General features: G+C 71.6%; 29 protein-coding genes and 1 pseudogene. 22 read left to right on the forward strand and 8 right to left on the reverse strand.

The features are described 5' to 3' along the window. Positions 1 to 51 precede the first annotated feature (51 nt). The 3 genes and pseudogenes from ACFMQL_RS18690 (at position 52) to ACFMQL_RS18700 (ending at position 2,263) form a co-directional block, all read left to right on the forward strand. Positions 52 to 426: a hypothetical protein gene (locus tag ACFMQL_RS18690; protein WP_364059779.1), complete on the forward strand. Its 375-nt coding sequence runs from the start codon at positions 52 to 54 to the stop codon at positions 424 to 426. 48 nt (positions 427 to 474) lie between these two features. Continuing rightward, positions 475 to 903 (forward strand): annotated as a pseudogene (locus ACFMQL_RS18695) (ATP-binding cassette domain-containing protein); the annotation flags it as partial. Between the two features lie 508 nt (positions 904 to 1,411). Beyond that, positions 1,412 to 2,263, forward strand: a complete 852-nt coding sequence (locus tag ACFMQL_RS18700; RefSeq protein ID WP_364059785.1) for an ABC transporter permease — start codon at positions 1,412 to 1,414, stop codon at positions 2,261 to 2,263. On the opposite strand, the gene ACFMQL_RS18705 is transcribed toward ACFMQL_RS18700, so the two are convergent. After that, positions 2,256 to 3,443: a cytochrome P450 gene (locus ACFMQL_RS18705; RefSeq protein ID WP_364059788.1), complete on the reverse strand. Its 1,188-nt coding sequence runs from the start codon at positions 3,441 to 3,443 to the stop codon at positions 2,256 to 2,258. The two genes, ACFMQL_RS18700 and ACFMQL_RS18705, sit on opposite strands and share 8 nt — an antisense overlap. A gap of 51 nt (positions 3,444 to 3,494) precedes the next feature. Between ACFMQL_RS18705 and ACFMQL_RS18710 the strand changes: the two genes are divergently transcribed. Genes ACFMQL_RS18710 through ACFMQL_RS18725 form a run of 4 tightly spaced genes read left to right on the forward strand, consistent with a single transcriptional unit; the run spans position 3,495 to position 7,063 of the window. After that, on the forward strand, positions 3,495 to 4,700 hold the full coding sequence (locus ACFMQL_RS18710; protein WP_378786254.1) for a flavin monoamine oxidase family protein: 1,206 nt from the start codon (positions 3,495 to 3,497) through the stop codon (positions 4,698 to 4,700). Next, entirely contained in the window at positions 4,697 to 5,638 is a 942-nt protein-coding gene (locus ACFMQL_RS18715) for a Rieske 2Fe-2S domain-containing protein (RefSeq protein ID WP_364059794.1), read from the forward strand. Before ACFMQL_RS18710 ends, ACFMQL_RS18715 begins: the two co-directional genes overlap by 4 nt. Continuing rightward, positions 5,635 to 6,435 (forward strand): alpha/beta fold hydrolase, encoded by an 801-nt coding sequence (locus ACFMQL_RS18720; RefSeq protein ID WP_378786256.1) that lies wholly within the window; start codon positions 5,635 to 5,637, stop codon positions 6,433 to 6,435. Before ACFMQL_RS18715 ends, ACFMQL_RS18720 begins: the two co-directional genes overlap by 4 nt. Further along, positions 6,422 to 7,063 carry a VOC family protein gene (locus ACFMQL_RS18725; RefSeq protein WP_364059800.1) on the forward strand — a complete coding sequence of 214 codons (642 nt, stop codon included), beginning with the start codon at positions 6,422 to 6,424 and terminating at the stop codon, positions 7,061 to 7,063. Before ACFMQL_RS18720 ends, ACFMQL_RS18725 begins: the two co-directional genes overlap by 14 nt. Here the strand turns inward: ACFMQL_RS18725 and ACFMQL_RS18730 are convergent. After that, entirely contained in the window at positions 7,046 to 7,207 is a 162-nt protein-coding gene (locus tag ACFMQL_RS18730) for a hypothetical protein (protein WP_364059803.1), read from the reverse strand. The two genes, ACFMQL_RS18725 and ACFMQL_RS18730, sit on opposite strands and share 18 nt — an antisense overlap. 188 nt (positions 7,208 to 7,395) lie before the next feature. Between ACFMQL_RS18730 and ACFMQL_RS18735 the strand changes: the two genes are divergently transcribed. Both ACFMQL_RS18735 and ACFMQL_RS18740 read left to right on the forward strand, forming a co-directional pair. Further along, positions 7,396 to 7,932 carry a hypothetical protein gene (locus tag ACFMQL_RS18735; RefSeq protein WP_364059806.1) on the forward strand — a complete coding sequence of 179 codons (537 nt, stop codon included), beginning with the start codon at positions 7,396 to 7,398 and terminating at the stop codon, positions 7,930 to 7,932. 85 nt (positions 7,933 to 8,017) lie between these two features. Continuing rightward, positions 8,018 to 8,197, forward strand: coding sequence for a hypothetical protein (locus tag ACFMQL_RS18740; protein ID WP_364059809.1), 180 nt, complete (start codon positions 8,018 to 8,020; stop codon positions 8,195 to 8,197). 4 nt (positions 8,198 to 8,201) lie between these two features. Here ACFMQL_RS18740 and ACFMQL_RS18745 read toward each other — a convergent pair whose 3' ends face one another. The 3 genes from ACFMQL_RS18745 to ACFMQL_RS18755 all read right to left on the reverse strand — a co-directional run bounded on the left by ACFMQL_RS18745 (position 8,202) and on the right by ACFMQL_RS18755 (position 11,883). Next, the gene (locus ACFMQL_RS18745) at positions 8,202 to 9,131 is read right to left on the reverse strand and encodes a carbohydrate ABC transporter permease (RefSeq protein WP_364059812.1); all 930 of its coding nucleotides are present in this window, start codon (positions 9,129 to 9,131) and stop codon (positions 8,202 to 8,204) included. Beyond that, positions 9,128 to 10,168, reverse strand: a complete 1,041-nt coding sequence (locus tag ACFMQL_RS18750) for an ABC transporter permease subunit (protein ID WP_364059815.1) — start codon at positions 10,166 to 10,168, stop codon at positions 9,128 to 9,130. Before ACFMQL_RS18750 ends, ACFMQL_RS18745 begins: the two co-directional genes overlap by 4 nt. Before the next feature lie 71 nt (positions 10,169 to 10,239). Further along, positions 10,240 to 11,883: an extracellular solute-binding protein gene (locus ACFMQL_RS18755; RefSeq protein ID WP_364059818.1), complete on the reverse strand. Its 1,644-nt coding sequence runs from the start codon at positions 11,881 to 11,883 to the stop codon at positions 10,240 to 10,242. 274 nt (positions 11,884 to 12,157) lie between these two features. Between ACFMQL_RS18755 and ACFMQL_RS18760 the strand changes: the two genes are divergently transcribed. The 11 genes from ACFMQL_RS18760 to ACFMQL_RS18810 all read left to right on the forward strand — a co-directional run bounded on the left by ACFMQL_RS18760 (position 12,158) and on the right by ACFMQL_RS18810 (position 21,015). Beyond that, positions 12,158 to 13,363 carry an ROK family transcriptional regulator gene (locus tag ACFMQL_RS18760; protein ID WP_364059821.1) on the forward strand — a complete coding sequence of 402 codons (1,206 nt, stop codon included), beginning with the start codon at positions 12,158 to 12,160 and terminating at the stop codon, positions 13,361 to 13,363. 98 nt (positions 13,364 to 13,461) lie between these two features. Beyond that, positions 13,462 to 16,251, forward strand: a complete 2,790-nt coding sequence (locus ACFMQL_RS18765) for a glycoside hydrolase family 3 C-terminal domain-containing protein (protein ID WP_364059824.1) — start codon at positions 13,462 to 13,464, stop codon at positions 16,249 to 16,251. Further along, positions 16,248 to 17,252, forward strand: a complete 1,005-nt coding sequence (locus ACFMQL_RS18770; protein ID WP_364059827.1) for a LacI family DNA-binding transcriptional regulator — start codon at positions 16,248 to 16,250, stop codon at positions 17,250 to 17,252. Before ACFMQL_RS18765 ends, ACFMQL_RS18770 begins: the two co-directional genes overlap by 4 nt. Positions 17,253 to 17,420: 168 nt before the next feature. Then, a complete protein-coding gene (gene gvpJ / locus ACFMQL_RS18775; protein WP_364059830.1) occupies positions 17,421 to 17,837 on the forward strand; it encodes a gas vesicle protein GvpJ in 417 nt (138 codons plus the stop codon). Positions 17,838 to 17,853: 16 nt separating this feature from the next. Further along, the gene (locus ACFMQL_RS18780) at positions 17,854 to 18,648 is read left to right on the forward strand and encodes a GvpL/GvpF family gas vesicle protein (RefSeq protein WP_364059833.1); all 795 of its coding nucleotides are present in this window, start codon (positions 17,854 to 17,856) and stop codon (positions 18,646 to 18,648) included. 13 nt (positions 18,649 to 18,661) lie between these two features. Then, complete coding sequence (locus ACFMQL_RS18785; protein WP_364059836.1) at positions 18,662 to 18,886, forward strand: gas vesicle protein GvpG; 225 nt, start codon at positions 18,662 to 18,664, stop codon at positions 18,884 to 18,886. A gap of 6 nt (positions 18,887 to 18,892) precedes the next feature. Next, on the forward strand, positions 18,893 to 19,240 hold the full coding sequence (gvpO, locus tag ACFMQL_RS18790) for a gas vesicle protein GvpO (protein ID WP_364059839.1): 348 nt from the start codon (positions 18,893 to 18,895) through the stop codon (positions 19,238 to 19,240). 1 nt (position 19,241) lies between these two features. Continuing rightward, positions 19,242 to 19,574 carry a gas vesicle protein GvpJ gene (gene gvpJ / locus ACFMQL_RS18795; RefSeq protein WP_364059842.1) on the forward strand — a complete coding sequence of 111 codons (333 nt, stop codon included), beginning with the start codon at positions 19,242 to 19,244 and terminating at the stop codon, positions 19,572 to 19,574. After that, on the forward strand, positions 19,567 to 20,502 hold the full coding sequence (locus tag ACFMQL_RS18800; RefSeq protein WP_364059845.1) for a GvpL/GvpF family gas vesicle protein: 936 nt from the start codon (positions 19,567 to 19,569) through the stop codon (positions 20,500 to 20,502). The genes gvpJ (ACFMQL_RS18795) and ACFMQL_RS18800 overlap by 8 nt, the downstream gene beginning before the upstream one ends. A gap of 28 nt (positions 20,503 to 20,530) precedes the next feature. Beyond that, a complete protein-coding gene (locus ACFMQL_RS18805; protein ID WP_364059848.1) occupies positions 20,531 to 20,722 on the forward strand; it encodes a gas vesicle protein in 192 nt (63 codons plus the stop codon). Next, positions 20,719 to 21,015 carry a gas vesicle protein K gene (locus tag ACFMQL_RS18810; RefSeq protein WP_378786263.1) on the forward strand — a complete coding sequence of 99 codons (297 nt, stop codon included), beginning with the start codon at positions 20,719 to 20,721 and terminating at the stop codon, positions 21,013 to 21,015. The genes ACFMQL_RS18805 and ACFMQL_RS18810 overlap by 4 nt, the downstream gene beginning before the upstream one ends. Before the next feature lie 124 nt (positions 21,016 to 21,139). Here ACFMQL_RS18810 and ACFMQL_RS18815 read toward each other — a convergent pair whose 3' ends face one another. Continuing rightward, the gene (locus tag ACFMQL_RS18815) at positions 21,140 to 21,670 is read right to left on the reverse strand and encodes a GNAT family N-acetyltransferase (protein ID WP_364059854.1); all 531 of its coding nucleotides are present in this window, start codon (positions 21,668 to 21,670) and stop codon (positions 21,140 to 21,142) included. 157 nt (positions 21,671 to 21,827) lie between these two features. Here ACFMQL_RS18815 and ACFMQL_RS18820 point away from each other — a divergent pair, with 157 nt between their 5' ends. Beyond that, positions 21,828 to 22,238 carry a VOC family protein gene (locus ACFMQL_RS18820; RefSeq protein WP_364059857.1) on the forward strand — a complete coding sequence of 137 codons (411 nt, stop codon included), beginning with the start codon at positions 21,828 to 21,830 and terminating at the stop codon, positions 22,236 to 22,238. Between the two features lie 271 nt (positions 22,239 to 22,509). Here the strand turns inward: ACFMQL_RS18820 and ACFMQL_RS18825 are convergent, their stop codons facing one another. After that, positions 22,510 to 23,880: a hypothetical protein gene (locus tag ACFMQL_RS18825; protein ID WP_364059860.1), complete on the reverse strand. Its 1,371-nt coding sequence runs from the start codon at positions 23,878 to 23,880 to the stop codon at positions 22,510 to 22,512. Between the two features lie 203 nt (positions 23,881 to 24,083). Continuing rightward, complete coding sequence (locus ACFMQL_RS18830; RefSeq protein ID WP_364059863.1) at positions 24,084 to 25,832, reverse strand: biotin carboxylase N-terminal domain-containing protein; 1,749 nt, start codon at positions 25,830 to 25,832, stop codon at positions 24,084 to 24,086. A gap of 270 nt (positions 25,833 to 26,102) precedes the next feature. Here ACFMQL_RS18830 and ACFMQL_RS18835 point away from each other — a divergent pair, with 270 nt between their 5' ends. Beyond that, positions 26,103 to 26,375 carry a WXG100 family type VII secretion target gene (locus ACFMQL_RS18835; protein WP_364059866.1) on the forward strand — a complete coding sequence of 91 codons (273 nt, stop codon included), beginning with the start codon at positions 26,103 to 26,105 and terminating at the stop codon, positions 26,373 to 26,375. Positions 26,376 to 26,461 lie beyond the last annotated feature (86 nt).

The raw sequence follows: 26,461 nt of genomic DNA on the forward strand, positions 1-26,461 counted from the left end.
ATTCCGAGACGGCGCACCGGCGCCGATGGGGAAAGCTCCCAGGAGGAAGCAATGGCTCTGAATCCCAGAGAGCGGACGGAATTCGTCAACGCCTACACCCGGGTTCTCATCACGGCGTGGTCGAGCGAGGAGTTCTCGGCCAAGCTCGACAACAATCCGCGCGAGGCGCTGGCGGAATCCGGTCTCGAGGTTCCCGCGGACGCTCAGATCAACGTGGTGCGCAACATCCCCGACAACGCCCACGACTCCAACATCGACGTTCAGGTCGCCCTCTGGGAGCGCGGCCTGGAGACGGGGGTGTACGAGTTCCACATCCCCGAGACGCCGCAGATCGACATGGCCGAGCTGAGCGAGGGCGACCTCGACTCCATCGCGGCCGGCATCGACATCAACTGCTGCTGCTGCCCGTGCTGCTGCTGCACCTGACCTGAGCCGCCGCCAAGGTCTCGCACGCCCGAGAGGAATGAGGAGATCATGTCCGACGATCAGGCCGACCCGATCCGCGTACGGGGACTGCGCAAGCAGTACGGCGCCAGCCACACCCTGCGGGGTGTGGACCTGGACGTCCGGCAAGGAGAGGTCTTCGCCTTACTCGGCCCCAACGGCGCCGGCAAGACGACGACGGTCGAGATCCTCGAGGGCGTGCGCAGGCGCTCGGGCGGCGAGGTCCGGGTGCTCGGCCGCGACCCGGCCGAGGACGCGCCGAGCTGGCGCGCCAGGATCGGCATCGTGCCGCAGACCACCGGCGCGTACACCGACCTGACCGTGCGCGAGGTGGTCGAGCACTTCGCCTCCTTCTACCCGGCGCCGCTGCCCGTCGATCAGGTGATCGGCATGGTGGGGCTGGGCAAGCAGGAGCGCAAGCAGGCCCAGACGCTGTCGGGCGGCCAGCTGCGCCGCCTCGACGTCGCCGTCGGCATCGTGGGCGACCCCGACCTGATCTTCCTGGACGAGCCCACCACCGGGCTCGACCCGGAGGCCAGGGCGGAGGCGTGGGACCTGGTGCGCTTCTTCGCCGACCAGGGCAAGACGACCGTGCTGACCACCCACTACCTGGACGAGGTGGAGGCGCTGGCGCAGCGGGCCGCCGTCATCGTCGCGGGCGCGGTCGTGGAGACCGGGGCGGTCAGCGAGCTGGGCGGGCGGCGCGAGGTGCCCGCCACGGTCAGCTTCACCGCCACCGGCGGCCTGAGCGCCGCGACCCTGCCGGATCTGCCTCACGGCACCACCGTGACCCCCTCCGACGGGGACGCGATCGTGCTGCACACCCACCGGCCCACGCAGGTCCTGGCCGCGCTGCTGCCGTGGGCGGCCGCCGCCGGCGTCGGCGAGCTGCCCGACCTGCGCGTCCACCGGCCGACGCTGGAGGACGTCTATCTCAAGTTGATCCGCGAGAACCAGGGGAAGCGTCATGAGCTCGAACGCCATGGTCGCCGAACAGAGCCGCGCGGTCGCGTACGGCGGGGGCTCGGGATTATGGCGGGCGTCGGTGGCCCGCTCCTCGGTCGAGCTGAAGTCGTTCTTCCGCAACCGGCAGTCGCTGTTCTTCACGCTGCTGCTGCCGATCGTGCTGCTGCTGGTGCTCGGCTCGATCTTCTCCGGCACGGTCCCCGGCACCCACACCGACTTCAAGCAGATGTTCGTGGCCGGAATCATCGCCTGCGGCATCATGAGCGTCAGCTTCAACGGCCTGGCGATCAACATCGCGATCGAGCGCGACAACGGCATGATCCGCCGCCTGGCTTCCTCGCCGATGCCGAAGACCGCGTACTTCATCGGCAAGATCGTCCGCGTGGTGGTGACCGGCGTCCTGGAGGCGGCGATCCTGCTGCTGGTCGGGGTGACGCTGTTCCACCTGCCGCTGCCGTCCGACACCGGCCACTGGCTGACGTTCGCGTGGGTGCTGCTGCTCGGCGCCGCCGCCTGCTCGCTGCTCGCGGTCGCGTTCAGCGCGGTCATCCCCAACGCCAGATCGGCATCGGCCATCGTGACGCTGCCGTTCCTGGTGCTGCAGTTCATCTCGGGGGTGTTCTTCCCCTACAGCGAGCTGCCGCACTGGATGCAGACGATCGCGGCGTTCTTTCCGCTCAAGTGGATGACGCAAGGGCTGCGCTCGGTCTTCCTGCCCGCCGACTTCGCTGTGGTGGAGCCGGCGCACACGTGGGAGCTCGGCAGGACCGCCGTCGTGCTCGGCTCCTGGTGCGCGGCGGCGCTGCTGCTGACCCTGCTGACGTTCCGCTGGCGCGGCGCGAACGTCAGGTAGCGAGGGTGAAGCCGGTCAGCCGCCTGGGCACCAGGCTCGGGGCCCACGAGGGCGGCTCCCCGACGGGACGCAGCCCCGGATACCTGCTCAGCAGGCCGCGCAGCAGCAGCGCGCCGGCCTGCCTGACCAGCGGGGCGCCGAGACAGAGATGGGTGCCGGCGCCGAAGGCGAGGTGGGGGTTGGGCGAGCGCGTCACCACCAGCTCGTCGGGATCGGCGAACACCGCCGGGTCGCGGTTGGCGGCCCCCACCAGGGCCAGCACCCTGGCGCCCGCCGGGATCACCCCGCCGTCCAGGCGTACTTCCTCGGTGGTCACCCTGGCCGTGAACGGGATCGGCGACTCCAGGCGCAGCAGCTCGTCCACGGCGGACACCGCCGTGTCGTGGCCGCCGCGCACCTGCTCGGCGGCCTCCTCGCGGGGCAGCAGCCAGTGCAGCGCGTTGCCCACCATCTCGGCCAGCGGCTTCCACCCGCCGACGACGGTCAGCGACGCTATGCCCAGCATCTCCGCCCTGGTCAGCCGGTCGTCCGCGGCCAGCCGTCCGAAGGGCGTCGCCTCGCCGCCGGCTCTCACGGCCGCGGCCGCCGCGTCGGCGCGCTCGCCCAGGAAGCGGGTCAGCTCGCCCATCGCGGCCCGCCCGGCCGCCGCGGCCTGCGGCCCGGCCAGCGGGTCGAGGTTGACCGCGACCCGCGCGGCCAGCTCGGCGAACGCGGCCCGGTCGGCGGACGGCAGCCCGAACAGCCTGGCCAGCACGCCCGTGGCGAGCGGCTCACCGATGTCGGCCGTGGCCTCGATGCGCTCACGCCCGGCCAGGCCGTCGAGCACCCGGCCGATCTCCGCCTCGATGCCGCCGGAGATGCCGCGGATCGCGGCGGGCCCCATGAGCAGCGCTCCGGGCGAGCGTAACCGCTGGTGCTCAGGCGGGTCGGTGGTGAGCATCGACGGCGGCAGCTCGTCGTCCCTGACCCGCTCCCGCTGCCCCAGCGCCGCCGAGAAGCGCGGGTCGCGCAGCGCGAGCGCGCAGTCGGCGTGCGCGGTCAGCAGCCACATGCGCGAGGTGACGTCGAAGTGGACGGGGTCGTTCTCCCGCAGCCACCGGTACGCCGGATACGGATCCGGCCGTCCGCGAGGAGAGAACGGATGGGCCAGGTGGGCGGGCAGCGTGCGGGGTGCCGTCATCGCATCTCCTCGTGATCAAGGCGACGACAACCTACTACAGAGGACGGGCCGGTGACAGAGCTGGACGTGGTCGTGATCGGCGCGGGCGTGAGCGGGCTCGCCGCCGCCAGGGCGCTGGCGGACGCGGGCCTCCAGGTCGCGGTGCTGGAGGCCAGGAAGCGCATCGGCGGCAGGATCCACACCGACGAGCGCTCGGGACTGGAGCTCGGGGCGCAGGTCGTGCACGGCGACCGCAACCCGATCGGCGCGCTGCCCGGCCTGCCCGCCCCGGTGCCGCTGCCCCGCCACGCCGCCAGGGTGCTGCTGGACGGCGCGCCCCGCCCGCTGTCGGCGCTGCGCCCGCCGCCGCCGCTGCTGGAGGCGCGGCTGGCGGCGAGCGCGGCCGGGGACGTGCCGGTGGCGCGATGGCTGAAGGAGGCGACCGCGCGCGTTCCCGACGCCCTGGAGCCCGCCGCCGAGTGGTTCAGGCAGAACTGGGCGGGCGAGCCTGAGGCGCTGAGCGCGCTCGGCCTGGCCGCCGCCCGCCGCGCCGACGCCGTGGGGCGGGGCGAGTTCGTGCTGCCCGGCGGCTTCGGCACGCTGACGGAGCGGCTGGCGCAAGGGCTGCACCTCCGGCTCGGCGACCCGGTCGTCCGCCTGAGCTGGTCGCCTGGACGCGTCCGCGCCGTGACCGAGGCGGGCCGTCGCGCCGACGCCGCCGCGGCCGTCGTCACGGTGCCGCCGCAGGTCGTCGCCGACCGGCGGCTGGTCATCGACGACCTCCCCGTACGCAAGCAGGCGGCGGCCCGCGAGCTGCGCCCCGGCGACGCCTGGTGCGCCGTGGTCACCTATCCCGTGCCCGCTCCCGAGTCGGCCGTGATCTTCGACCCGGGCGGCCGGCTGGGCTTCGTGACCGTCACGGCCGGGCGTCCCGAGGCGGTGGTCGTGGCCAAGGCGGGCGCGGCGGGCCGGGCCAGGGCCGCCTGGCAGGCGGGAACCCTGCCCGCGCTGCTGGCCGATGCGCTGCCGTGGACCGGCGGCCGGGCGCCGGAGCGTACGCGGGTGGCCGACTGGGGCGCCGATCCGTGGGCGGGCGGCGCGTACACCTACCCGGCGGTGGGGGCGCTGTGGGCGCCCGCCGCCTGGGCCGAACCGATGGACGGGACCCTCTTCTTCGCCGGCGAGGCCACGACCGGCCCGGCGGGCCCGCCCATGGCGCACATGGCGATGGCCGGCGGCGAGCGCGCGGCCACTGAGGTGATCGGAGCACTGAGGTGATCGAACAGACGACGTCACGTTCCGCCCCCGATCAGCTGCACGGCGGATGGTTCCTGCTCGCGCTCGACGACGAGCTGGGCCCCGGCATCACCCCGCTCAAACTCGGCGCGCGGAACCTGATCGCGGTGCGCGACGACGACCGCGTCCGCGTGTTCGCGGCGACCTGCCCGCACCGGGGCGCCCACCTGGGCTACGGCGGCACGCTGGACGGCCAGTGCGTCATCTGCCCCTTCCACGGCAAGCGCATCGCGCTCGGCGACACCGCCCGCCGCTGGTCGGTGCCCGAGGTGCGGACGCTGCACGCCGGGTCGGCGCTGTTCGCCCGGCTGTCCGACGATCCGGGCGACGACCGGGGCTTCGAGCAGGCGATCAAGCAGGCCGCCGGGGAGCTGACGTTCGTGCCCGCCGTGCACCAGGAGGTCGCGGTGCCCGCCGAGTACGTGGTGGAGAACGCCTTCGACGCCGAGCACTTCAGCACCGTCCACCTGGTGCCCGCGGTCAAGGGCATGCGCGTCAGCATGGGGGAGCACGACGAGCTGGTCATCGAGGGCGAGTTCCGGACCAAGGCGCCGCCGTGGGAGCGGCCGGGGGAGAAGGACAGGCAGCTCAACTTCGCCTCCCGCTTCGTGGCCCGCGCCTACAGCCCGCACCTCGTGCTGACCGAGCTGGGCACGGCGGAGGCGCCGTACACGATCATCACGGGAGCGGTGCCGGACGGGACGGGCTGCGTCGGCCGGGTGGTCATCGGCGTGCGGCCCGACAGGACAGCCTCGCTTCCCGCGCTCGTGCACGGCGCGAAGTACGCCTTCCAGCAGGACCGGGTGGTCTGGGACCACCTGGACGTGCACGCGCCGCAGCGCTACGACGCGGCCGACACCTCCGTGATCGCCTTCCGCCGCTTCTGCGACGGTTTCGCCCCCGCGGGGGCGCTGTCATGACCCTGTACGTGCGGACCCGCGGCGAGGGTCCCTCGGTGCTGTGGATCCACGGCTACACGATGGACGGCTCGGTCTGGGAGTCGCTGTGGCGGCTGCTGCCCGGCTGGCGGCACGTCGGCGTGGACCTGCCGGGGCACGGCCGCTCGCACCCGCTGCGCCCCGGCACGTCGCTGCCCGCGCTGGCGGCGGAACTCGCCGAGCTGGCCCGCGCCGAGCGGGCCGCGCTGGTGGTGGCCGAGTCGATCGGCTCGATGGTCGCCCTGCAGCTCGCCATCGACCACCCGGACGACGTGCGCGGGCTCATCGTCGGCTCACCGACGATCGCCGGCGCCCCGGCCGAGCCGGGCACCGCCGAGCGCTACCGCACGCTCGCCGGGCTGGCCAGGATGGGCGTGAACGGCGAGCGGCTGGCCGATGTGTGGATGGCGGCGCCGCCCGACATCTTCCGCGGCACCGAGGCCCATCCCGAGCTGCGGGCCAGGCTGCGCGCGATCGTGGCCGGGCACTCGTGGCGGGAGCTGCGCGACGGCGCCATGGCCGGCCTGAGCGGCCACGTGCACACCGCGGACGACCTGCGCGGCATAGCGGCGCGCACGCTGGTCCTGGTAGGCGAGCAGGACATGCCGGCCTTCCGCGCCGCCTCCGTACGGCTGCGCGTCACCGTGCCGCGCTGCCGGGTGGTCACCGTCCCCGACGCCGGGCACCTGTGCATGATCGAACGTCCCGGTGCCGTGGCGCCCGCCATCGCCGCCCACCTGAGCACGGCGGCGCCGGAGGTGCAGCATGCCGGTTCATGAGCACTACACGCCCGGCACCCCCTGCTGGGTGGACTACGGGGCGCTGGACCCCGCGGGCGCGCGCGCCTTCTACGGCGAGCTGTTCGGCTGGACGTTCCGCGACGCGGGCGGCTACGCCTTCATCGAACTGGACGGCCGCGTCGTGGGCGGCTTCGGCCGGGTGCCCGCCGGGCTGCCCGCGTCCTGGAACACGTACCTGGCGACCGAGGACGCGCAGGCGGCGGCCGCGCGGGTGAAGGAGCGCGGGGGAAGCGTGCTGTTCGGGCCGGTGCCCGCGGGGGACGACGGGCGGCTGCTGCTCGCGCTCGACTCCTCGGGCGCGGTCTTCGGGCTGTGGGAGGGCCACCGGCCGTCCGGGATCGTGCTGGTGGACGAGCCGGGTACGTGGTGCCGGCACGAGCTGTGGACCGGCGACGCCGCCTGCTATCCCGACTTGCACGGGGTCGAGGTCGTGCCGCCGCCGGAGGGGATGGGCCCGCGCTGGGTGACGTTCTTCGCCACCGCCGACCGGGCCGAGACGGCCGCGCGGGCCGTCGAGCTGGGCGCCACGATCGTCCCCGGCGCCCCGGACGGCGGCCGCGCGACGATCGTGTACGACCCCTGGGGCGCGTTACTGGCGCTGGCGTGACCTGGCCATGAAGAGGAAGTACGCCGCCACGAGAAGCGCCCCGACGATGGTGACCACCGTGCCCACCGTTTGGCCGATCAGGAAGGCCACGATGACCGCCGCCGCGTAGACCAGGGGGACGACGAGCCGGAGGTTCACTCCCATGAGCGCTCCTTAACGAGATTGCGGACTTCATCCGCATCATCGGTGCGCCGTTCCCCGCGGTCCAGGAGAGCGGCCGCTTTTACGCATCAAATTACGCATCAGGGCCCTGGCATACGTACGCCGCGGGCGCGGTGCGCGCCGGCGTACGCGTCACTCGAAACCCCGCACGACCGTGGAGGACGTCTCCCATGAAGTCACGCCTGTTACTCTCGCTGGCCTGCCTCCTGCTGCTGGTCTCCTCGGCCCCCGCCATGGCCGCCGCCCGTGAGCCGCTCACCCAGGCCGAGGCGATGCGGCGGCTGTCGTTCATGGTCGGCGCGTGGGCGGGGACGGGCTGGACCATCCTGCCGTCGGGCGCCCGCCAGGAGTTCCTGCAGACGGAGTGGATCCGCTACCAGGCGGGCGACCTGGTCATCTCGGTCGAGGGGCAGGGGCGGGACAAGGCCGACCCGCGCACGATCGTGGACAGCGCGCTCGCCGTGATCAACTACAACGACGTGACGGGGGAGTACCGCTGGGAGGCGTTCTCCCGTGGACACGTCACCACCGTCACCCCGGTCGTCGGCGACCACCGGTTCGAGTGGAGCCTGCAGACGCCCGCCTTCACCACCCGCTACACGCTGACCTTCACCGACACGACCTGGCACGAGATCGGCGAGACCACTACGGACGGCGGCGCGACCTGGCGGCAGAACTTCCAGATGGATCTGCGCCGCCTCTACTGACCGCGTGCCGGAGGCGGGGGCGGGGCCGGGTACCTTTGTCGGAGAAAGCCTGAAGATTTCGCCCCGCCCCTGAAGGGACGTCGCCGTGTTCTACCGCAAGCCGATCGAGGAGCGCATCGCCGAGCGTCAGGCCAAGCTGCGCCCCCTGAAGGAGGGCAAGCACTTCGAGCACGGCCCGGCGAAGTTCGTGTTCATCTCGCTGATCACGATCGTGGTGCTCGTGCACTTCGTCGGCCTGGCCATCGTCATGCACTTCTATTCGTGAGTGCTCACCCCTTGACCGCGCCCACGATCACCCCCTTGGTGAAGTGGCGCTGCACCAGCGGATAGAGGATCAGCGCGGGGATGACGGCGATCACCACGATGGCCATCTTGATGGCGAGGGTGGGCGGCGCGTCCCCGGTCACGCCGGCGGTGGCGGCCGGCAGCGGGTTGGAGTCGACCACGTACTGCCGCAGGATCAGCGCGAGCGGCCACTTGCGCGTGTCGTCGATGTAGAGCATCGCGTTGAACCACGCGTTCCAGTAGCCGACCGCGTAGAACATCGCCACGACCGCCGTGACCGCCTTCGACATGGGCAGCACGATGCGGAAGAGGATGCGGAACTCGCCCGCCCCGTCGATGCGGGCGCTGTCCAGGATCTCCTTCGGGATGTTCATGAAGAACGAGCGCAGCACCACCACGTTGAACGCCGACACCGCCGTCGGCAGGATCAGCGACCAGTAGCTGTCCTTCAGCCCCAGCCCGCTGACCATCAGGTAGACGGGGATGATGCCGGGGAAGAAGACGAACATCAGCAGGATGCTGAACAGCAGCGGCCGGTGCAGGAACGAGCCGGGCCGCGACAGCGAGTACGCCCCCAGCACGCTCACCCCGGCGCTGATGAGCGTCCCGACGATGGTCACGCCGGTGCTGACCAGGATCGCCCGGCTGACCACCGTGTCGGAGAAGATCTGCCGGTACGCCTCGAACGTGATGCCGTCGGGCACCAGCACGAGCCCGCCGGCCTCGGTCACCGTCTTCGCCGAGCTGAGGCTGGTGAGCACGATCGTGTAGAGGGGGCCGAGCACGGCCACCAGGATCAGCGTGATCAGCGTGCCCTTGCCGAGCCGCCCGGCCGCCGACGGGGGCTCCTCCCAGGGCGCCAGCCGGGACGGGCGCCGCCCGCCGCGCCGGCGCGAGAGCGTCGAAGCCGTCATGATCGCGAATACACTCCTCGTTCACCCATGGCGTGCGCCACCCGGTTGGCCGCGAGAATCAGCAGCAGCCCCACCAGGCCCTTGAACAGCCCGGCCGCGGCGCCGTACCCCAGGTCGCCGGTACGCAGGCCGGACCAGTACACGAACGTGTCGAACACCTCGGACGCCTCGCTGCCGACCGCGCTGCGCTGCAGCATGAACTGCTCGAAGCCGACGTTGAGCGCGTCGCCGAGCCGCAGGATCAGCAGCAGCACGATCACCGGGCGCAGGCCGGGCAGCGTGATGTGCCACATCCGGCGCCAGCGGCGGGCGCCGTCCACGGCGGCGGCCTCGTACAGGTGCGGGTCGATGGTGCTGAGCGCGGCCAGGAAGATGATCGCGCCCCAGCCGGCGTCCTTCCAGATCGTCTGCGAGGTGATGAGCAGGATGAACGTGTCGGAGTTCGTCATCCAGTCCACGCCCTCGTACCCGTGCTCGCGCAGGATCTGCGCGAGCAGGCCGGCGCCGCCGAACATCTGCTGGAAGATGGCGATGACCAGCACCCAGGAGAAGAAGAACGGCATGTAGACGACGCCCTGCACGAACGCCCGCAGCCGGGCCGAGACGATGCTGTTCAGCAGCAGCGCGAGCAGGATCGGCACGGGGAAGTAGAAGACGAGCTGGAACGCCGTGATCGACAGGGTGTTGGCGATCGCGCGCAGGAACTGCGGATCCTCGAAGAGCAGCGCGAAGTTCGTGAAGCCGATGACGGGGCTGCCGAGGATGCCGTCGGTGTACGGGTTGTAGTCCTGGAAGGCGATGACGTTGCCGAGCGCCGGGATCCACCAGAAGGCGACCACGATGAGCAGCATCGGCAGGTTCATCACCAGGAGCGGCCAGTCCCTGCGCAGCTTGGCCCGCCAGGTCAGCCCCGGTGCCTCGTGGGCGGGCGCGCGGCGGCGCCGTGGCTTCTTGATCGTCGCCGTGCCGCCGCCCGCGCCCGCGGCCCCGCCCGTGCTCGTGCCCGTAGCCGCGCCTGTGCTCGTGTCCGTGCTCATGCCCGCGTTCGTGCTCTCGCCGGTCCCTGTGCCGATCTCTGTGCCTGTCTCTGGACCCGTTCGTGGCGCCGTCACAGCCGCCCGTTCTCGCGCGCGACCTTCATGTAGAACTCGCGCGCCTCGTTACCGCCCTGCTCCTGCCACTCCTTGAGGATCTTCGGCCACTCGGAGACCGGCCGCTTGCCGCGGAAGATCTCCTGCATCTTGTCCTCGGTGGGCGTGGCCATGCCGGCCATCTTCGACGGCGTCTCCACGCGGATGCCGACGAACGGGTCGTTCTCCAGGATCTTGGACGCCTTGGTCTGCCAGTCCCACAGGGACTGCACGAGCCCGTCGTACTGGCTCATCGCGTTGGCGTTGGGGCGGCCGGACAGGAACAGGTAGGTCGGTGCGACCTCCTTGCGGCCGAGCGCGGTCTGCTTGACCTGGCCGTTCACGACGTTGTAGTGCTTGCCCTCGACGCCGTTGTAGCACAGCTCGTACTCCTGGGTGCCGAACGGCCCGGAGGCCCAGTTCGACAGCGCGAGCAGCTCGCGGGTGCGGGCGTCGCCGAGGCCCTTTTTGATGAAGACGAACATGCTGGCGGGCTCGTTGCGCCACATGATGAGCCGCCCGCCGGGCTTCGCCGGGTACGGGTCGACGATCTGCATGTCGAAGTCGGGGTTGTCGGCCTGGAAGCGGCCGAGCGCCTCGTGCCAGGCGCCGAGGCCGTCGCGGTAGATGACGATCTCGCCGCTGCCGAAGATCGCCTTGTTGTCGGCGTCCTTGTTGGCCACGACGTCCGGGTGAACGTAACCGGCCTCGAACAGCTTGGTGACGAACTCGATGTGGGCGGCGAACTCCTCGGTCTCGTACTTGTACTCCAGCGTGCCGTCGCTCTTCTTGCGCCACTCGCGCGGCACGCCGAACGCCCGCTGGACCTCCTGCTCCATGCCGCCGCCGAACGCCCAGCGCTTGTCCTTCGGCGAGGTGATGGCCTTGCCGAGCGTGACCAGGTCGTCGGCGCTCTTGGGGTGTTCGAGGCCGAGCTTCTTCATGATGTCCTCGCGGACGAACGTGGCGAACGGGTACGGGTCGTTCTGCCACGGGATGCCCTGCAGCACGCCGCCGAAGACGCCGTACTGCCAGGCGGCGGTGTCGTAGTTGGCCAGCAGCGGGAACTCCTTGGCCTTGTCGCCGGCCAGGTACGGGGACAGGTCGGCGAACAGCTTGTTGGCCGCCTCGGTGAAGTGGCCGATCTTGGTCAGCTCCCACTGCGGGATCATCACCATCTCCGGCACGTCGCCGCTGGCCAGGACGGTGCTGAGCTTGTCACCGTAGGTGTTGCCGTCGGAGATGTTGAAGCGGACGACGCCGCCGAGGCGCTTGTTGACCTCGTCGTAGTAGGAGTTGCTGCCGAGCCCTGGCGGCACCGTGCCCCACAGCGGCGTCATCGCCGTCACCTCCTTGCCGCTGGTGAGCGGCGGGGTGGTGACGGCCTGCACCATCTCGGCCGGTCGCTTGAGGAAGCCAGGCTGCACGAACTCGGACCCGGGCAGGTCCGGCTTCAGCCCGGGGATCTCGTACGGCACCCGCGTCGGCACGAGGCTCGACAGCTTGTCGGCGGCGACGGCCGTGCCCTTGGGCGCCTGCCTCTTCTCGGCGCAGCCCGCCACCAGGACGCTTGCGCCGACCAGGCCGAGGAAACCGCGGCGGGTCGGGTTGGGTGTCGGCATGACTGGGTCCCTCCTCGGGGTGGGATGGGCCTCAGGGCGCGGAACGCCGCTGCCCGCGGTGGACCGCAGGCCGCGCCCCACCTACAATTAGTTGGTATTTCGACCAAACAAATTAGTAGAGTGTGACTGCAGCCACAAGGGATCGCGACGGTCACAGGTTGGTGCCGATGAGCAACCCGCATGACGAAGCGCCGGAGCCGCCGCTCTCCGGTTGGTGGAGAAAGCCGGCGATGCGGCATGCTGGGATCACTTCTTGGCGGGAACGGGGCTGATATTGATCACTTCCACGACCGGCCCTCAGCCGGCCGACTTCGCCGACGTACGGGCCACCAACCTGGCGGTCGTGCTGCGCTTCGTCCGTGAGCACGCGCCGTGCTCGCGCGCCGACATCGCGGCCTCCACCGGGCTGAACAAGGCGACCGTCTCCAGCCTGGTCGCCGACCTCATCGACCGCCGGCTGGTCCGCGAGACCGGGCTGACGGAGAACCGTGTCGGCCGGCCGGCCACGATGCTCGTGCTCGACGGCTCACCCTACGCGGCCATCGGGGTCGAGATCGGCGTCGACACCGTCTCGGCCATCGCCACCGACCTCGCGGGCGGGCGGCTGCTGACCTGGCGGCGGGCGTTCTCGGGCGGCGACTCGGTCAGCCAGAGCGTGGCCGGCGTCGGCGCGATCATCCGGCGCGTGGTCAACCGCATGGCCAAGGAGGAGCGCCAGGTGCTCGGCCTGGCCGTGGCCGTGCCGGGCCTGGTCGACGTGCAGGGCACCGTACGCCTGGCGCCCAGCCTCGGCTGGCACGACGCCGACATCGGCGGCGACCTGGCCAAGGCGCTGCGCGATCCGGGCTTCCCCATCCAGGTGGACAACGAGGCCAACCTCGCGGCCCTGGCCGAGCAGCGCTTCGGCTCCCATGCGGGCGCCGCCGACCTGGTCTATCTCAGCGGCGGGCTCGGCGTGGGCGCCGGCATCATCCTCGACGGGCGGCTGCGCAGAGGCGGCCACGGCTACAGCGGCGAGATCGGCCACGTGCAGCTCGACCCCGACGGGCCCGCCTGCCACTGCGGCCGCCGCGGCTGCCTGGAGGCGGTGGCCGGCATCGGCGCCGTGCTGCGCAAGGACCTGTCACCGGCCGAGACTCAGGCCGAGATCGAGGAGGTCGTCCGCCAGGCGCGGGCCGGCGACCCCGGCACGCTCGCCCGGCTCGCCGCGGTCGGCGCGGGCCTGGGCCAGGGCGTGGCCATCCTGGCCAACCTGCTCGATCCCGCCGTGGTGATCCTCGGCGGCTACTACGTCCCGCTGGCGCCGTGGGTGCTGCCCGCCGTGCACGAGGAGCTGGGCCGGCGCGTGGTGGCGCCAGGCGGCCCGGAGGTGGTGGCCTCGACGCTCGGGCACGACGCGGCCGCGCTCGGGGGCGCGGCACGGGTGCTCGACTCGCTCGATTCCGGAAGATTGCCGGGAGGATTGTCGCAGACCTCTTGACCTCGGTCACGGGGACGTGCACCCTTCAGTCAATCCACCGAAATGTCCGCGTAACTTCCCCAGGCCGGTCGTCGAAGCGCTTCGACACTCTCAGAGGGATGATCATGCAAGAACCCCCCTTCCGCGACCCAGCGGTCCCCCTTCACGACCGGATCGACGACGTGCTGAGCAGGCTGACCATCGAAGAGAAGCTGGGCCTGCTGCACCAGTACCAGGCGCCGGTGGAGCGGCTGGGCATCGGCCCCTTCCGTACGGGCACCGAGGCGCTGCACGGGCTGGCCTGGCTCGGTCCCGCCACCGTCTTCCCGCAGGCCATCGGCCTGGCCTCGTCCTGGGACCCCGACCTGCTGCACCGGGTGGGCGCGGCGACCGGCGACGAGGTGCTGGCCTTCCACCACAAGGACCCGGCGGGCGCCGGGCGCAACGTGTGGGCGCCGGTGGTCAACCCGCTGCGCGACCCGAGGTGGGGGCGGAACGAGGAGGGCTACTCCGAGGATCCGTGGCTGACCTCTCTGCTGGCCACGGCGTACGCCCGCGGCTTGAATGGGAGCGCTCCCGACGCTGATGGGCCCCCGGCCGTGCTCAAGACCGCGCCCACGCTCAAGCACTTTCTCGCCTACAACAACGAGACCGACCGCTGCACCACCTCCAGCAACCTGCCGCCCAGGGTGCTGCACGAGTACGAGCTGCCGGCCTTCCGCGGGCCCATCGAGTCGGGCGCGGCGGTGGCGGTCATGCCGTCGTACAACCTGGTCAACGGGCGGCCCGCGCACCTCAGCCCGCTCATCGGGCAGGTGCTGCGCGCCTGGGCGCCGGGCGATCTGCTGGTGGTCAGCGACGCGTACGCGCCGGGCAACCTCACCGGCCTGCAGGGCTACTACGACGCGCTGCCCGAGGCGTACGCGCACGCGGTCAAGGCGGGGCTGGACAGCTTCACCCAGGACGACGACCGCGCGCAGGCCACGCTCGGCCACCTGCGCGCCGCGCTCGACCAGGGGCTGCTCACCGAGCGGGACATCGACGAGGCCGCCAGGCACGCCCTGGCCATCAGGTTCAGGCTCGGCGAGTTCGACCCGGCCACGCCGTACGACGACATCACCGACAGCGTGGTGAACTGCCCCGAGCACCGGGCGCTGGCCAGGGAGGCGGCGCGGCGCTCGTTCGTGCTGCTGGAGAACGACGGGCTGCTGCCGTTGCGCGACGTCCGCAAGATCGCGGTGCTCGGGCAGCTCGGCGACACGCTGATGGAGGACTGGTACAGCGGCACGCTGCCGTACGCCGTCACCGCCCGCGCCGGGCTGGCCGAGCGGTGCGAGACCGTGTTCTGCGAGGCGGTGGACCGGGTGACGCTGACCGCCGAGGCGGGTCCCGTCGCCGCCGACCCGGCGGGCGGGCCGCTCACCGTGGGCGCGTCCGAAGCGGGACTGTTCGACGTCTTCGACTGGGGCGGCGGCTCGTACGCGCTGCGCGCCGTGGTCACCGGCAGGTTCGTCTCCGTGGACGGCACCACCCTGGTCAACGACCAGCCGGGGCCGAACGGGTGGGAGGTGCGCCAGACGTTCCGCATGGAGGAGCGGCCGCGCGGCATGCTCGCCCTGCGCCACATCGCGACCGGCAGCTACGTCGGCGCGGGCGACGACGGCGTGCTGCGCCTGGTGGACGACGCCGACCAGGCGCTCTGGCTGACCATGGACGTGGTCAGGAGCGGCGCCGCCGAGGCCGCGAAGCTGGCCGCGGAGGCCGACGTCGCGGTCGTGGTGGCCGGTGACCACCCGCTGGTCAACGGCCGCGAGACCGAGGACCGCAGCACGCTGGCGCTGGCCCCCGCACAGGACGCCGTCGTACGCGCGGTGCGCGCGGCCAACCCGCGCACCGTCCTCGTCCTCACCAGCGGCTACCCGCTCACCTGGACCGCCCGCGACCTGCCCGCCGTGCTCTGGTCGGCGCACGGCGGCCAGGAGTACGGCCACGCGCTGGCCGAGGTGCTGTTCGGCGACGCCGACCCCGAGGGCCGGCTGACCCAGACCTGGTACCGCTCGGAACACGAGCTGCCCGACCTGCTCGACTACGACATCGTCACCTCCGACGCCACCTACCAGTACTTCCGCGGCGTCCCCCTGCACCCGTTCGGCCACGGGCTGAGCTACACCACGTTCGGCTACAGCGGGCTGCGCGTCCGCCTCGACGGCGACGAGCTGCGGGCCGAGGTGACGGTCACCAACACCGGGTCGCGGCCCGGCGTCGAGGTCGTGCAGTTCTACACCCACCAGCAGCGCTCCCGGGTCAAGCAGCCGCTGCGCCGGTTGCGCGGGTTCGAGAAGGTACGCCTGGAGCCGGGCGAGAGCCGGACCGTGGAGCTGCGGCTGCCGGTCTCCGAGCTGGCGTTCTGGGACGTGACCAGGGGCAGGTTCGTCGTCGAGCGCGCGCCGCACCGGCTCATGGTCGGCCGCAGCGCCACCGACCTGCGGCTGAGCGCGGGCTTCGAGGTCGAGGGCGAGGACATCCCGCCGCAGCGCGGGCCCCTGCGCGCGGCCTGCCACGACGCCTACGACGCGATCACGTTCGTGGACGAGAGCCGGCTGGACGGCGACGCCGTGCGCTCCGAGGCCGAGGGCGCCTGGATCCTGTTCCGCGAGGTCGATCTGACCGGTGCCACCACGTGTGTGGTCACGGCGGGCAGCACGGAGGGCGGCGTGATCACCGTACGGCTCGGCGACCCGCTGCACGGCCGGGAGCTGGCCGCCTTCCCCGTGCCCCGCACCGGCCGGTACGAGCATCACGCCATTCCGGCCTCCCTCGAAGCCGTGGACGGGGTGCACGATCTGTATGTGGTGTTCGAGAACGAAGGCGTGACGCTGACAGTGATCGACTTAGGAGCCGAGGCTTGAGCGGGCGCACGGTCACCATCGCGGAGGTGGCCAAGCACGCGGGCGTGGCCGTGAGCACGGTGTCGTACGTGCTGAGCGGCAAGCGCACGATCTCGGCCGACACCCGCAAGCGGGTGCTCGACAGCGTCCGCGCCCTGGGCTACCACCCCAACGCCGGCGCCCGCGCGCTGGCCAGCAAGCGCTCCAACGTGATCGCGCTCGTGCTGCCGCTGCGTGCCGGCATGCACGTGCCGGTGGCGATGCGGTTCGCCGGCGCGGTCGTGACCGCGGCCCGTCGCTACGACCATGACGTGCTGCTGCTGACCGCCGACGAGGGCACCGCGGGCATCCGCAGGGTGGCCGCGAGCGCGCTGGTGGACGCCTTGATCCTGATGGACGTCGAGCTGGACGACACGCGGGTGCCGCTGCTGCGCGAGCTGCCCGAGCCGAGCGTGCTCATCGGCTTCCCCGCCGAGCCGGCCGGGCTGACCTGCGTCGACCTCGACTTCGCGGCGGCCGGCGCGCGCTGCGTCGAGCACCTGGCCGAGCGCGGGCACGAGGAGATCGCGCTGCTCGGCGCCCCCTCCGTCGTGTACGACCGGGGCACCGGCTTCGCCACCCGTACCCGCGAGGGCTTCGTGGAGGCGCTGGAGACGCACGGCGTCCAGGGCGTCGCGCTGCCCTGCGAGGAGACGTTCGACGAGGTGTACGAGACGGTCCGCGACCTGCTGCTCGACCACCCCGGCCTGTCGGGTCTCGTCGTGCACAACGAGTCGGCGGTGGGTCACGTGCTGGCCGCGCTGCGCCAGCTCGGCCGCCGGGTGCCGGACGACGTGGCGGTGGTGGCGATCTGCCCCGACGACGTCGCCGAGCGGGCCAGCCCGCCGTTGAGCTCGGTGCTGATCCCGGCCGAGGAGGTGGGCAGGGAGGCGGTGCGGCTGCTGATGGACAAGCTGGAGGGCCGTGGCGTGCCCGACTCGACGCTGCTCGCGCCGCAGCTCGTCGTACGCGCGAGCACCTGAGCTCTCAGGTGCCGGCGTCTGTGAGATAAACACCCTCCGGGCTCAAGAATCGCGGTGCGTCACCGCTCGTAAGCGAGGCGCACCCCAAATCTGTCCGGTTTTCAGTCATATGTGGTTCCGTGTCGGTTTCATCGGGCAGGCCGGGTGAGGCGGAGGGAGAACCACACAATGACTACGTCTGTGCAACCGGCGTCGGCCGGGCAGGGCGGCGGGCGGGGACCCACCGGCCTCGCCGACGTCATCGACACGATCCTCGACCGAGGGCTCGTGATCGATGCCTACGTCCGGGTGTCCCTCGTCGGCATCGAGATCCTGACCATCGACGCGCGCGTCGTCGTGGCGAGCGTGGACACGTATCTGCGCTTCGCCGAGGCCGCCAACCGGCTCGACCTGTCGCAGACCGAGCAGAGCCTGCCCGAGGCCGTCGGCACGGTCACCGGCGCGGTCGGCCAGGACAAGTCCAAGGACGTCATCCAGGGCATGGTCGAGGGCGGCGACGAGGAGCCGCGCGAGCTCGGCGGCTCGGACGAGGAACACCAGCGCAAGCAACCCCGGAGCGCCCCCACCAAGATGCGTTTCAAGTGAGAGGACAAGCAGCGCCATGGGACGCTCGACCAACGTCTCCGGGGCAGGCCAGGCCACCCAGGAGGCCCAGAACCTCGCGACCTACGTCTACGGCATCGTCCCCGCCGAGACCGAGGTGAGCCGCGACCAGAAGGGGCTGGGCGAGCCTCCGAGCGAGGTGCGGCTCATCACGCACCGCGACATCGCCGCCGTCGTCAGCGACGTGAACGTGGACCGGCCGCTCGGCAGGCCCGCCGACCTGCTCGCGCACGAGGAGCTGCTGGACGGCATGGCCGCCAAGGGGCCGGTGCTGCCGTTCCGGTTCGGCGCGGTGCTCTCCGGCACCGGCGCCGTCGTGGACGAGCTGCTCGGGCCGCACCACGACGACTTCCGCGCCGCGCTCGACGAGCTCACCGGCACCACCCAGTACGTCGTCAAGGGCCGCTACCAGGAGCGGGCCGTGCTCGCCGAGATCCTCGCCGAGAGCCCGGAGGCCGCCTCGCTGCGCGAGGCCATCCGCGGCACCTCCGAGGACGCCACCCGCAACGAGCGGATCAGGCTCGGCGAGATCATCACCGCCTCCGTCGAGGCCAAGCGCGACATGGACACCCGCCTGCTGCTCGACGGCCTGACCGGCCACTACCTGCAGGCGTCGCTGCGGGAGCCGTCGCACGAATGGGACGCCGCGCACGTCGCCCTGCTCGTCAAGGCCGATAAGAGCAAGGAGCTCGAGCAGGCGCTGAAGGAGTTCGGCGAGCGCTGGACCGACCGGGTCGATCTGCGGCTGCTCGGCCCGATGGCTCCGTACGACTTCGTCATCGCGCAGGCGTGAGGGGGTGCGCCGCGTGGGCCTGATCTCCCTGATCTTCACCTGGCCGCTGGCGCCGATGCGCGGCCTGGTCCGGCTGGCCGAGATGATTCAGGACCAGGCCGAGCGCGAGCTGCGCGACCCCGCGGCCGTGCGCAGGCGGCTTGAGGCGATCGAGGCGGCCAGGCAGGCCGGCCAGATCTCGGAGGAAGAGGAACGCCGGGCCGTCGAAGAGGTCCTGCGCCTGGCGACGGGGAGGTGAGCCGGGGTGAGCGCCAAGCGGCCCGCCTCAGGCAGGTACGTAGTGGAGACCGAGGAGCAGGACTTCGAATCGGAGGAGCCCGAGGTGGGGGAGCTGGACGCCGCCGCGGCGGGCGGCGCGGGCCTGCGCCTCATCTCCGAGCTGACCAGGAAAGAGCCCGAGGGCATCACCTCGGTCATGCCCGCCGACGACGGCTGGCTGGTCGAGGTCGAGATCGTCGAGGACCGCCGCATCCCGTCGTCGGGCGACATGCTCGCCGTCTACCGGGTGGAGATGGATAAGGGGGGCAGCTTGCTGTCATATCGGAGAATCCGCCGCTACCGGCGGTCGAACGCCGACTTCGGGGAGGCGTGACATGGTGGCCTCATCCGGTCCGGTCGTCCGCCCCTCGTACGGTGCTGGACCCAGCAACCGCGAGCCCGCCAACCTCGGCGACATCCTGGAGCGCGTGCTCGACCGGGGCATCGTCATCGCCGGGGACATCCGGGTCAACCTGCTGGACATCGAGCTGCTCACGATCAAGCTGCGGCTGCTGATCGCGTCCGTGGACACCGCCAGGGAGCTGGGCATCGACTGGTGGGCGCACGACCCCTGGCTCTCCGGCCGGGACCGCGAGCTGGTCGAGGAGAACCGCAGGCTGCGCCGCCGCCTGGCCATCGCCGAGGGACGGGAGGCGGACCATGGCTGACGGCACGTACCTGTACGCGGTGGCCCGCGAGCCGCTGCCGGTCGGCGAGATCCTTTCCGGCGTGTCGGGGGCGCCGGTGCGGACCATCGTCCACGACGGGCTCGTGGCGTACGTGAGCACGGTGCCGCTCGACAGCTTCGGCGAGGAGCCGCTGCGGCGCTCCCTGGAGGATCTGGACTGGCTGGCCGAGACCGCCCGCGCCCACCACCGCGTGGTCGACGCGGTCGCCGCCGTCACCACCACCGCGCCGGTCCGGCTCGTCACCGTCTACGCGGGCGACGACCAGGTGGTGGACCTGCTGGAACGGCGCGGGGATGCGTTCCAGCGGGTGCTGTCCCACGTGACGGGCCGCCAGGAATGGGGCGTCAAGGTCTACACCGCCGCGCCCGAACCCGCCGTGCCCGAACCCGCCGCGGCCGAGCTCACCGCGGTCGGCCGCCCGGCGACGGGCCCGACTGCGCGCGCCGCCGCCGCGACGGACGCCTCCGAACGGGCAGGCTCCGGCGCCGCCGTGTCGTCCGGCGGGGCGGCCGTGGAGGAGGACCGGCGCGACCGGGACGGTGAGGCGCGTGCGGCGCGGTGCCGGAACGGCGATGAACGGGAATCGCGGCCGGGGCGGGCGTACCTGGAGCGGCGGCGGGCGAGCCTGCGCGGTCGTGAGCAGCTCCGTGCGCAGGCGCTGCGCCGCGCCGACCACATCCACCGCACGCTGTCGGCCCTGGCCGCCGACGGCTGCCGCCACCGCCCCCAGGACCCGCGCCTGTCCGGCCGTAACGACTGGATGCTGCTGAACGGCGCGTACCTGGTGGACGAGGCGCGCGCCGCGGAGTTCACCGAGCTGGCGGGCACGCTGGGCGGCGACGGCGTCGAGGTCAGGCTGACCGGCCCGTGGGCGCCGTACTCGTTCACGGTCATGGAGACGGCGTGATCCGCGACAGCGCGGCTGGGGAGGCGTGATGCGGGACGTGGTGGCGCTGGAGCAGCTCCCCCCTGAGCGGATCGCGCTGGTGGACCTGCTGGACCGGCTGCTCGCCGGCGGCGTGGTGCTGACCGGCGACCTCGTGCTGTCCATCGCCGACATCGACCTCGTCCGCATCTCGCTGAACGCCGTCATCGCCTCGGTCGACGAGCTGGAAGGGAGCCTGTGACGGTCACCATGGAGGCACCATGCCGGCGCATCACCGCCGACCCTGAGACGGTCGAGCGCGACCTGTCCCGCCTCGTCCTCACCATCATCGAGCTGGTCCGCCAGCTCGTGGAGCGCCAGTGCGTACGCCGCATGGAGGAGGGCAGCCTGACGGACGAGCAGATCGAGACGCTCGGCGTCACGCTGATGCGCTTGGAGGAGGCCATGGCCGACCTGTGCGAGCGCTTCGACCTCACGCCCGAGGACCTCAACCTCGACCTCGGCCCCCTGGGCACCCTCCTTCCCACGACCTGACGATCCGCAGGCGGGCGATGCGGCGTCCCAGCAGCGAGGCGAGCCCGGGTGGCGCCCTTCGCGCGTCCAGCCGCGCTCGCTCACCGCCACCCGTGGTCGAGCAGCAGCACCCGGGCCGGCTCTCTCATGTCATCTCCACCGTGAGGGCCCAGCGCTCATGGTCGCGCCAGGCGCCGTCGATGAACTGGAATCTCGGCGAGAAGCCCTCCCGCTGGAACCCGACCCGCTTGATCAGGTTGATCGAGGCGGTGTTGCGCGGCTGGATGTTCGCCTCCAGCCGGTGCAGCTCCATCTCGCCGAACGCGTGCCTCACCAGCAGCCGCAGGCCCTCCGTCATGTAGCCGCGGCCGGTCGTCGAGGCGAACGCGCAGTAGCCGATGGTGCCGCTCTGGTGCGTGCCCCTGATGATGTCGTTGACGTTGACCCGGCCGACGATCGCGCCCGTGTCGCGCCGGCAGATCAGGAAACCCTCGTTCGCCGGCCCGTCGAACCTGGACAGGTAGCTCACGAAAGCCTCGTACGTGACGATGGGCGGGCCCGGCATCCAGCGGGCGAGCATCTCGGCGCTCTCCCTGTGCAGGGCCGTCAGCTCCTCGTAGTCCTGCAGGCACAGGTAGCGCAGCGCCACCCGCTCACCCTCGGCAAGATAGATCACATCCGCCATTCTGCAGGCCACCCCCGACAGCGCCAGGCCGTTTTGTCCCGTACGACCGGAAACGGCGCCGCGAACGGCAGCGGCGCGCCGGCACGGTGATCGTGAAGCGGTCAGCTTTGAAGAAGCCTCCCGGGGCGGCGCCTCCTAGCGTGGCGGCATGACTCTCGCACTTCAGTACTGTCACATCACCGTGGACGACATGGACGAGGCGATCGCCTTCTACCGCGACGCGCTCGGCTTCAAGGTCACCGGCGACAACGGGCCCGGGCAGCAGCGCTGGGTGAGCCTGTCCGACCCGGTGCACGGCGGGCCCGAGCTGGTGCTCTCCAGCCCGTACGCGGGCCGCTCCCAGGAGGACGGCGACGCGCTGCGCGAACTGCTCGTCAAGGGCGTCCTGCCGATGATCGTCTTCAGTAGTGACGACCTCGACGCCGACTTCGAGCGCGTCCGCGCCACCGGCGCCGAAGTCCTCCAGGAGCCCATCGACCGCCCCTACGGCGTCCGCGACGCCGCCTTCCGCGACCCCGCCGGCAACACGGTCCGCTTCCACCAGCCACTCAAGCGGTAACTGAGGCCGGGGCCAGGCCGAGGACGTCTGAGTGCGATCCGCCGGCCGACCTGTCACGCACGACATCCCGGCCTTCCGCAACCCTGCCGGCAAGACGGTGCGCTCCACCGGCGATTCGTGCGGCGTCTACGGTTCGACCCGCCGCCCGAAGTGTCGGCTCGCCGCCTGGAGCGTCGGTCCGCCGCAGCCCGAAGTGTGCCGGCACGGGGAAGCCCCGGCTCAGGCGAACCTGAACCGGGGCTTCTCTGTCGTGCTCTAGGACCCGGGCGGATTACCAGTCGCCGCCGCCGAAGTCTCCGCCGCCGAAGTCGCCTCCGCCGCCGAAGTCACCCCAGCCGCCGCCGCCGAAGTCGCCGCCACCGCCGAAGTCACCGCCGGCGTCGGCGTAACCCTCGGCGTAACCGGCGCCGTAGCCGCCCATGCCCCAGCCGCCGCTCAGCATGCTGCCCATCATGGTGCCGATGAACATGCCGGTCATGATGTCGCCGAAGCCGCCGTAGTAGCCGTAGGCGTAGGGCTGGTAGGCCGGGCCCGCGTCGTAGTAGGGCCGGCGCTGGCCGTCGACCATGACCTCGCGCATCTGCGGGTCGAAGCCGCGCTCGACCGCCTCGGCGTCCATCTTGCAGGCGGGCACGTCGCGGACGGTGCCACCGGGCGGAGCCCAGCGGACGTCGCGGACGGACGGGCCGTGCTGCGGGTTGAAGAAGCAGGGCGCCCGGCGCTCGGGCACCGGCTCGTTGTTGACCTTGGCCTTGACCACCGCGAGCGCGTAACGGCCGTCTTCGAGCGTCTGGGTGACCTCACGGATCTGCTCGGCCCGCTGCACGCCGGCGAGCTGGGTCTTCGACTTCTCGTACGCGTCGAGCGCCGTCTGCCACTCGTCGATGTGCTTGCCGCCCTCACCGGCCAGCTTGACGTCGGTGTCGAGGGCGGTGATCTCCTCGCCGAGCTTGGTGACGTCCTCCTCGACGGTCTGCTTGACCGCCTCCAGCTCCTTGGCCTCCTGGATGGCCCGCTTCTTCTTCTGCTTGCTGGAGTAGAGGAAGTAGCCGCCACCGCCGACGAGGACCAGCGCGCCGAGTGCGATCAGCGCTCCGGTGCCGCCGGAGCCGGGGTCGGCCTGGCTGCCGCTGTCGAGCGCCGAACGGTCGCCCTTGGCGGCCATGTCGACGCGGTTGGCGAAGTCCTTCATGCCGGCCACGACGTCGCCCGAGTTGGCGTTGACGGCGAGGTTGGCCAGCTCACCGGCGACACCGGTGCGCAGGGCGCTCGAACCGGCGAAAAGGGTCGTGCCGTCGAGGACGGCGATGGTCGCACGAGGACGTCCCGCCTTGCTCAACGCGGAGCTGAGCTGGCTCATGTAAGTCCTGACATTGGACTGGTCAATCGTGCCATCGGGCAGCGCCACAGCGTAGATCTTGGTGTCAGCGTCCTTGAGCGCGTCGTTGATCTCACTCTCCTGGCCGGACGACAAGGATGAGCCGGCCACCACATAAAGCGGCGCCTTCTTCCAGTTGGACACGACGGTGTCGGCATCCGGGGGAGCCGCCGCGTTGGCGGCAGGGGAAAGCGCAAGAACGACGATAAGACCGGCGATCAGAGCCGCGAACGCGGCCCCTGCTCGGCGCAGCGAATGGGTCATGGGCAGCAAGCCTCCTTCGCCCTTGAGGACGAATGGGCGGTCGGCAAAGTTCCTCAAGAGGCACGCTACCCGTCCGGAGCCGCGCAGGAGCGCTCCGTGGCGCAACAGCCTGGCACCGGTTGGGTCCGGGCAGGGTCGATCCCCGGCCAAACCCTCCGCCGGGGGACGCTCTCCGTGGAAGCCGTGGAGTCCCGTACGTACGGTCAGGAGTCCTTGATCTCGCAGATCGTCTCGCCCGAGCTGACCGTCTGCCCGACCGCCGCCGTCAGCCCGGTGACCGTGCCGGACTTGTGGGCGGCCAGCGGCTGCTCCATCTTCATGGCCTCCAGGACCACGACGGTGTCGCCCTCGTTCACCGTGTCACCGTCGTTCGCCACGACCTTGACGATCGTGCCCTGCATGGGGCTGACCAGCGCGTCGCCGCCGGCCGCGGGCTTCTTCGCGCCTCCGCCGGCGCGCCTCGGCGCCTTGGCGCGGGCGGCCGGCGCGGGTGCGGACGCGCCGAGCCCGGCGGGCAGCACGACCTCCAGCCGCTTGCCGCCCACCTCGACCGTCACGGTCTCCTTGGGGGTCTCCTCGGCGGTCGCGACGTCCCCTTCGTACGGGGCCACCGTGTTCTCCCACTCCGTCTCGATCCACCGCGTGTGCACCGAGAACGGCTCGGAGGTGAACGCCGGGTCGGTGACCACGGCCCGGTGGAACGGCAGCACGGTCGGCATGCCGGTGATCTCGAACTCGGCGAGGGCCCTGCGGGCGCGTTCGAGCGCCTCCTGCCGCGTACGGCCGGTGACGATCAGCTTGGCCACCAGCGAGTCGAACGTCCCCGGCACCGTCATGCCCGCCTCGTAACCGGAGTCGAGCCGCACCCCGGGCCCGGACGGCGCGCGCAGCGTGGTCAGCGTGCCGGGGGAGGGCAGGAAGCCGCGGCCGGCGTCCTCGGCGTTGATGCGGAACTCGATGGAGTGGCCGCGCAGCGCCGGGTCGTCGTAGCCGAGCGGCTCGCCGTCGGCGATGCGGAACATCTCGCGTACGAGGTCGATGCCCGCGACCTCCTCGGTGACGGGGTGCTCGACCTGGAGCCGGGTGTTGACCTCCAGGAAGGAGATGGTGCCGTCCTGGCCGACGAGGAACTCGCAGGTGCCGGCCCCGACGTAGCCCGCCTCCTTCAGGATGGCCTTGGAGCTGGAGTAGAGGACGTCGAGCTGGGCGTCGGTGAGGAACGGCGCGGGCGCCTCCTCCACCAGCTTCTGGTGGCGGCGCTGCAGCGAGCAGTCGCGGGTGCTCACCACGACGACGTTGCCGTGGGCGTCGGCCAGGCACTGGGTCTCGACGTGGCGGGGCCGGTCGAGGTAGCGCTCGACGAAGCACTCGCCGCGCCCGAACGCGGCCACCGCCTCGCGGACGGCCGACTCGTACAGCTCGGCGACCTCCTCCATCCTGCGGGCGACCTTGATGCCGCGCCCGCCGCCGCCGTACGCGGCCTTGATGGCGATCGGCAGGCCGTGCTCCTCGGCGAACGCCAGCACCTCGGCGACCCCGCTCACCGGGTCCTTGGTGCCCGCGACCAGCGGCGCGCCGACCTTCTGCGCGATGTGCCTGGCCTGCACCTTGTCGCCGAGCGCGGCGATCGCGGCGGGCGGCGGGCCGATCCAGATGAGACCGGCGTCGATGACGGCCTGGGCGAAGCCGGCGTTCTCGGCGAGGAATCCGTAGCCGGGGTGGACGGCGTCGGCACCGCTGCGGCGTGCGATGTCGAGGAGCTTGCCCGCGTCGAGGTAGGTCTCGGCAGGGGTGCGCCCGCCGAGGGCGTACGCCTCGTCGGCGACTTTGGCGTGCAGGGCGTCGAGGTCCTGGTCGGCGTAGACGGCCACGCTGGTGATGCCTGCGTCCTTGCACGCGCGTGCCACCCGCACGGCGATCTCGCCGCGATTGGCGATCAGAACCTTCCGCACCGGCTCTCGTCCTTCCTGCTAGGTTCGGCGGCCCCTGCGTGCGCGCCGTCGTTCGCGTCGAGCATCCTGCCCCGGGACGCGCCCGGCTCAGGCGTCCGGGAGCAGACCCTGTCGCCGCTGGTCATCCCGGCTTCCTGAAGGTGCGGGCGGTATCCCATGAGATCCGAGCATTCCTCGGGTAGACCATAGCCGCTTGGCATATCTCCGGCGACGGGCGGTGGCCTTTCCTTAGGGTGAGGGCGCTTTCACAGGTTCCCCAGGAGGGTATGCATGAGCCAGAGCATGTTCGGCGGCGACCTCGCGGAAATGCAGCAGATGTCCAGCCAGTTCACGCAGCAGTCGGAGGCGGTCCGCACCACCATGACCGCGCTCGACCGTGAGGCCGCGAAGGTCGGCACCGCGTGGACGGGCCCCGGGGCGCAGCGCTTCCAGCAGGCATGGCAGAACTACCGCACGGCATTCCAGCGGATGACGGAGGAGCTGCAGGAGGCGGCTCGGGTCATCGGGACCTACCGGCAGAACATCGAGTCCGCCACGAAATGATCAACGCAAGAGGCCCTGGCGAAGTGGCCGGGGCTTCTTGCCGTTCGCGGAACCGGATCTGAATTCGGCTTGATCGTTTTGTGCCG

Source organism: Nonomuraea fastidiosa, from assembly GCF_042751225.1.
GTDB classification, from domain to species: Bacteria; Actinomycetota; Actinomycetes; order Streptosporangiales; family Streptosporangiaceae; genus Nonomuraea; species Nonomuraea fastidiosa.

Excerpts from the sequence above, each read along its gene's own strand:
- ACFMQL_RS18780 (WP_364059833.1), top strand. The coding sequence starts at position 17,854 with ATGGGACGCTCGACCAACGTCTCCGGGGCAGGCCAGGCCACCCAGGAG.
- ACFMQL_RS18750 (WP_364059815.1), bottom strand. The coding sequence starts at position 10,168 with ATGAGCACGGACACGAGCACAGGCGCGGCTACGGGCACGAGCACGGGC.
- ACFMQL_RS18700 (WP_364059785.1), top strand. The coding sequence starts at position 1,412 with ATGAGCTCGAACGCCATGGTCGCCGAACAGAGCCGCGCGGTCGCGTAC.
- ACFMQL_RS18745 (WP_364059812.1), bottom strand. The coding sequence starts at position 9,131 with ATGACGGCTTCGACGCTCTCGCGCCGGCGCGGCGGGCGGCGCCCGTCC.
- gvpJ (WP_364059842.1), top strand. The coding sequence starts at position 19,242 with ATGGTGGCCTCATCCGGTCCGGTCGTCCGCCCCTCGTACGGTGCTGGA.
- ACFMQL_RS18705 (WP_364059788.1), bottom strand. The coding sequence starts at position 3,443 with ATGACGGCACCCCGCACGCTGCCCGCCCACCTGGCCCATCCGTTCTCT.
- gvpJ (WP_364059830.1), top strand. The coding sequence starts at position 17,421 with ATGACTACGTCTGTGCAACCGGCGTCGGCCGGGCAGGGCGGCGGGCGG.
- ACFMQL_RS18725 (WP_364059800.1), top strand. The coding sequence starts at position 6,422 with ATGCCGGTTCATGAGCACTACACGCCCGGCACCCCCTGCTGGGTGGAC.
- ACFMQL_RS18800 (WP_364059845.1), top strand. The coding sequence starts at position 19,567 with ATGGCTGACGGCACGTACCTGTACGCGGTGGCCCGCGAGCCGCTGCCG.
- ACFMQL_RS18825 (WP_364059860.1), bottom strand. The coding sequence starts at position 23,880 with ATGACCCATTCGCTGCGCCGAGCAGGGGCCGCGTTCGCGGCTCTGATC.
- ACFMQL_RS18765 (WP_364059824.1), top strand. The coding sequence starts at position 13,462 with ATGATCATGCAAGAACCCCCCTTCCGCGACCCAGCGGTCCCCCTTCAC.
- ACFMQL_RS18820 (WP_364059857.1), top strand. The coding sequence starts at position 21,828 with ATGACTCTCGCACTTCAGTACTGTCACATCACCGTGGACGACATGGAC.
- ACFMQL_RS18835 (WP_364059866.1), top strand. The coding sequence starts at position 26,103 with ATGAGCCAGAGCATGTTCGGCGGCGACCTCGCGGAAATGCAGCAGATG.
- ACFMQL_RS18755 (WP_364059818.1), bottom strand. The coding sequence starts at position 11,883 with ATGCCGACACCCAACCCGACCCGCCGCGGTTTCCTCGGCCTGGTCGGC.
- ACFMQL_RS18805 (WP_364059848.1), top strand. The coding sequence starts at position 20,531 with ATGCGGGACGTGGTGGCGCTGGAGCAGCTCCCCCCTGAGCGGATCGCG.
- ACFMQL_RS18730 (WP_364059803.1), bottom strand. The coding sequence starts at position 7,207 with ATGGGAGTGAACCTCCGGCTCGTCGTCCCCCTGGTCTACGCGGCGGCG.
- ACFMQL_RS18720 (WP_378786256.1), top strand. The coding sequence starts at position 5,635 with ATGACCCTGTACGTGCGGACCCGCGGCGAGGGTCCCTCGGTGCTGTGG.
- ACFMQL_RS18690 (WP_364059779.1), top strand. The coding sequence starts at position 52 with ATGGCTCTGAATCCCAGAGAGCGGACGGAATTCGTCAACGCCTACACC.
- ACFMQL_RS18735 (WP_364059806.1), top strand. The coding sequence starts at position 7,396 with ATGAAGTCACGCCTGTTACTCTCGCTGGCCTGCCTCCTGCTGCTGGTC.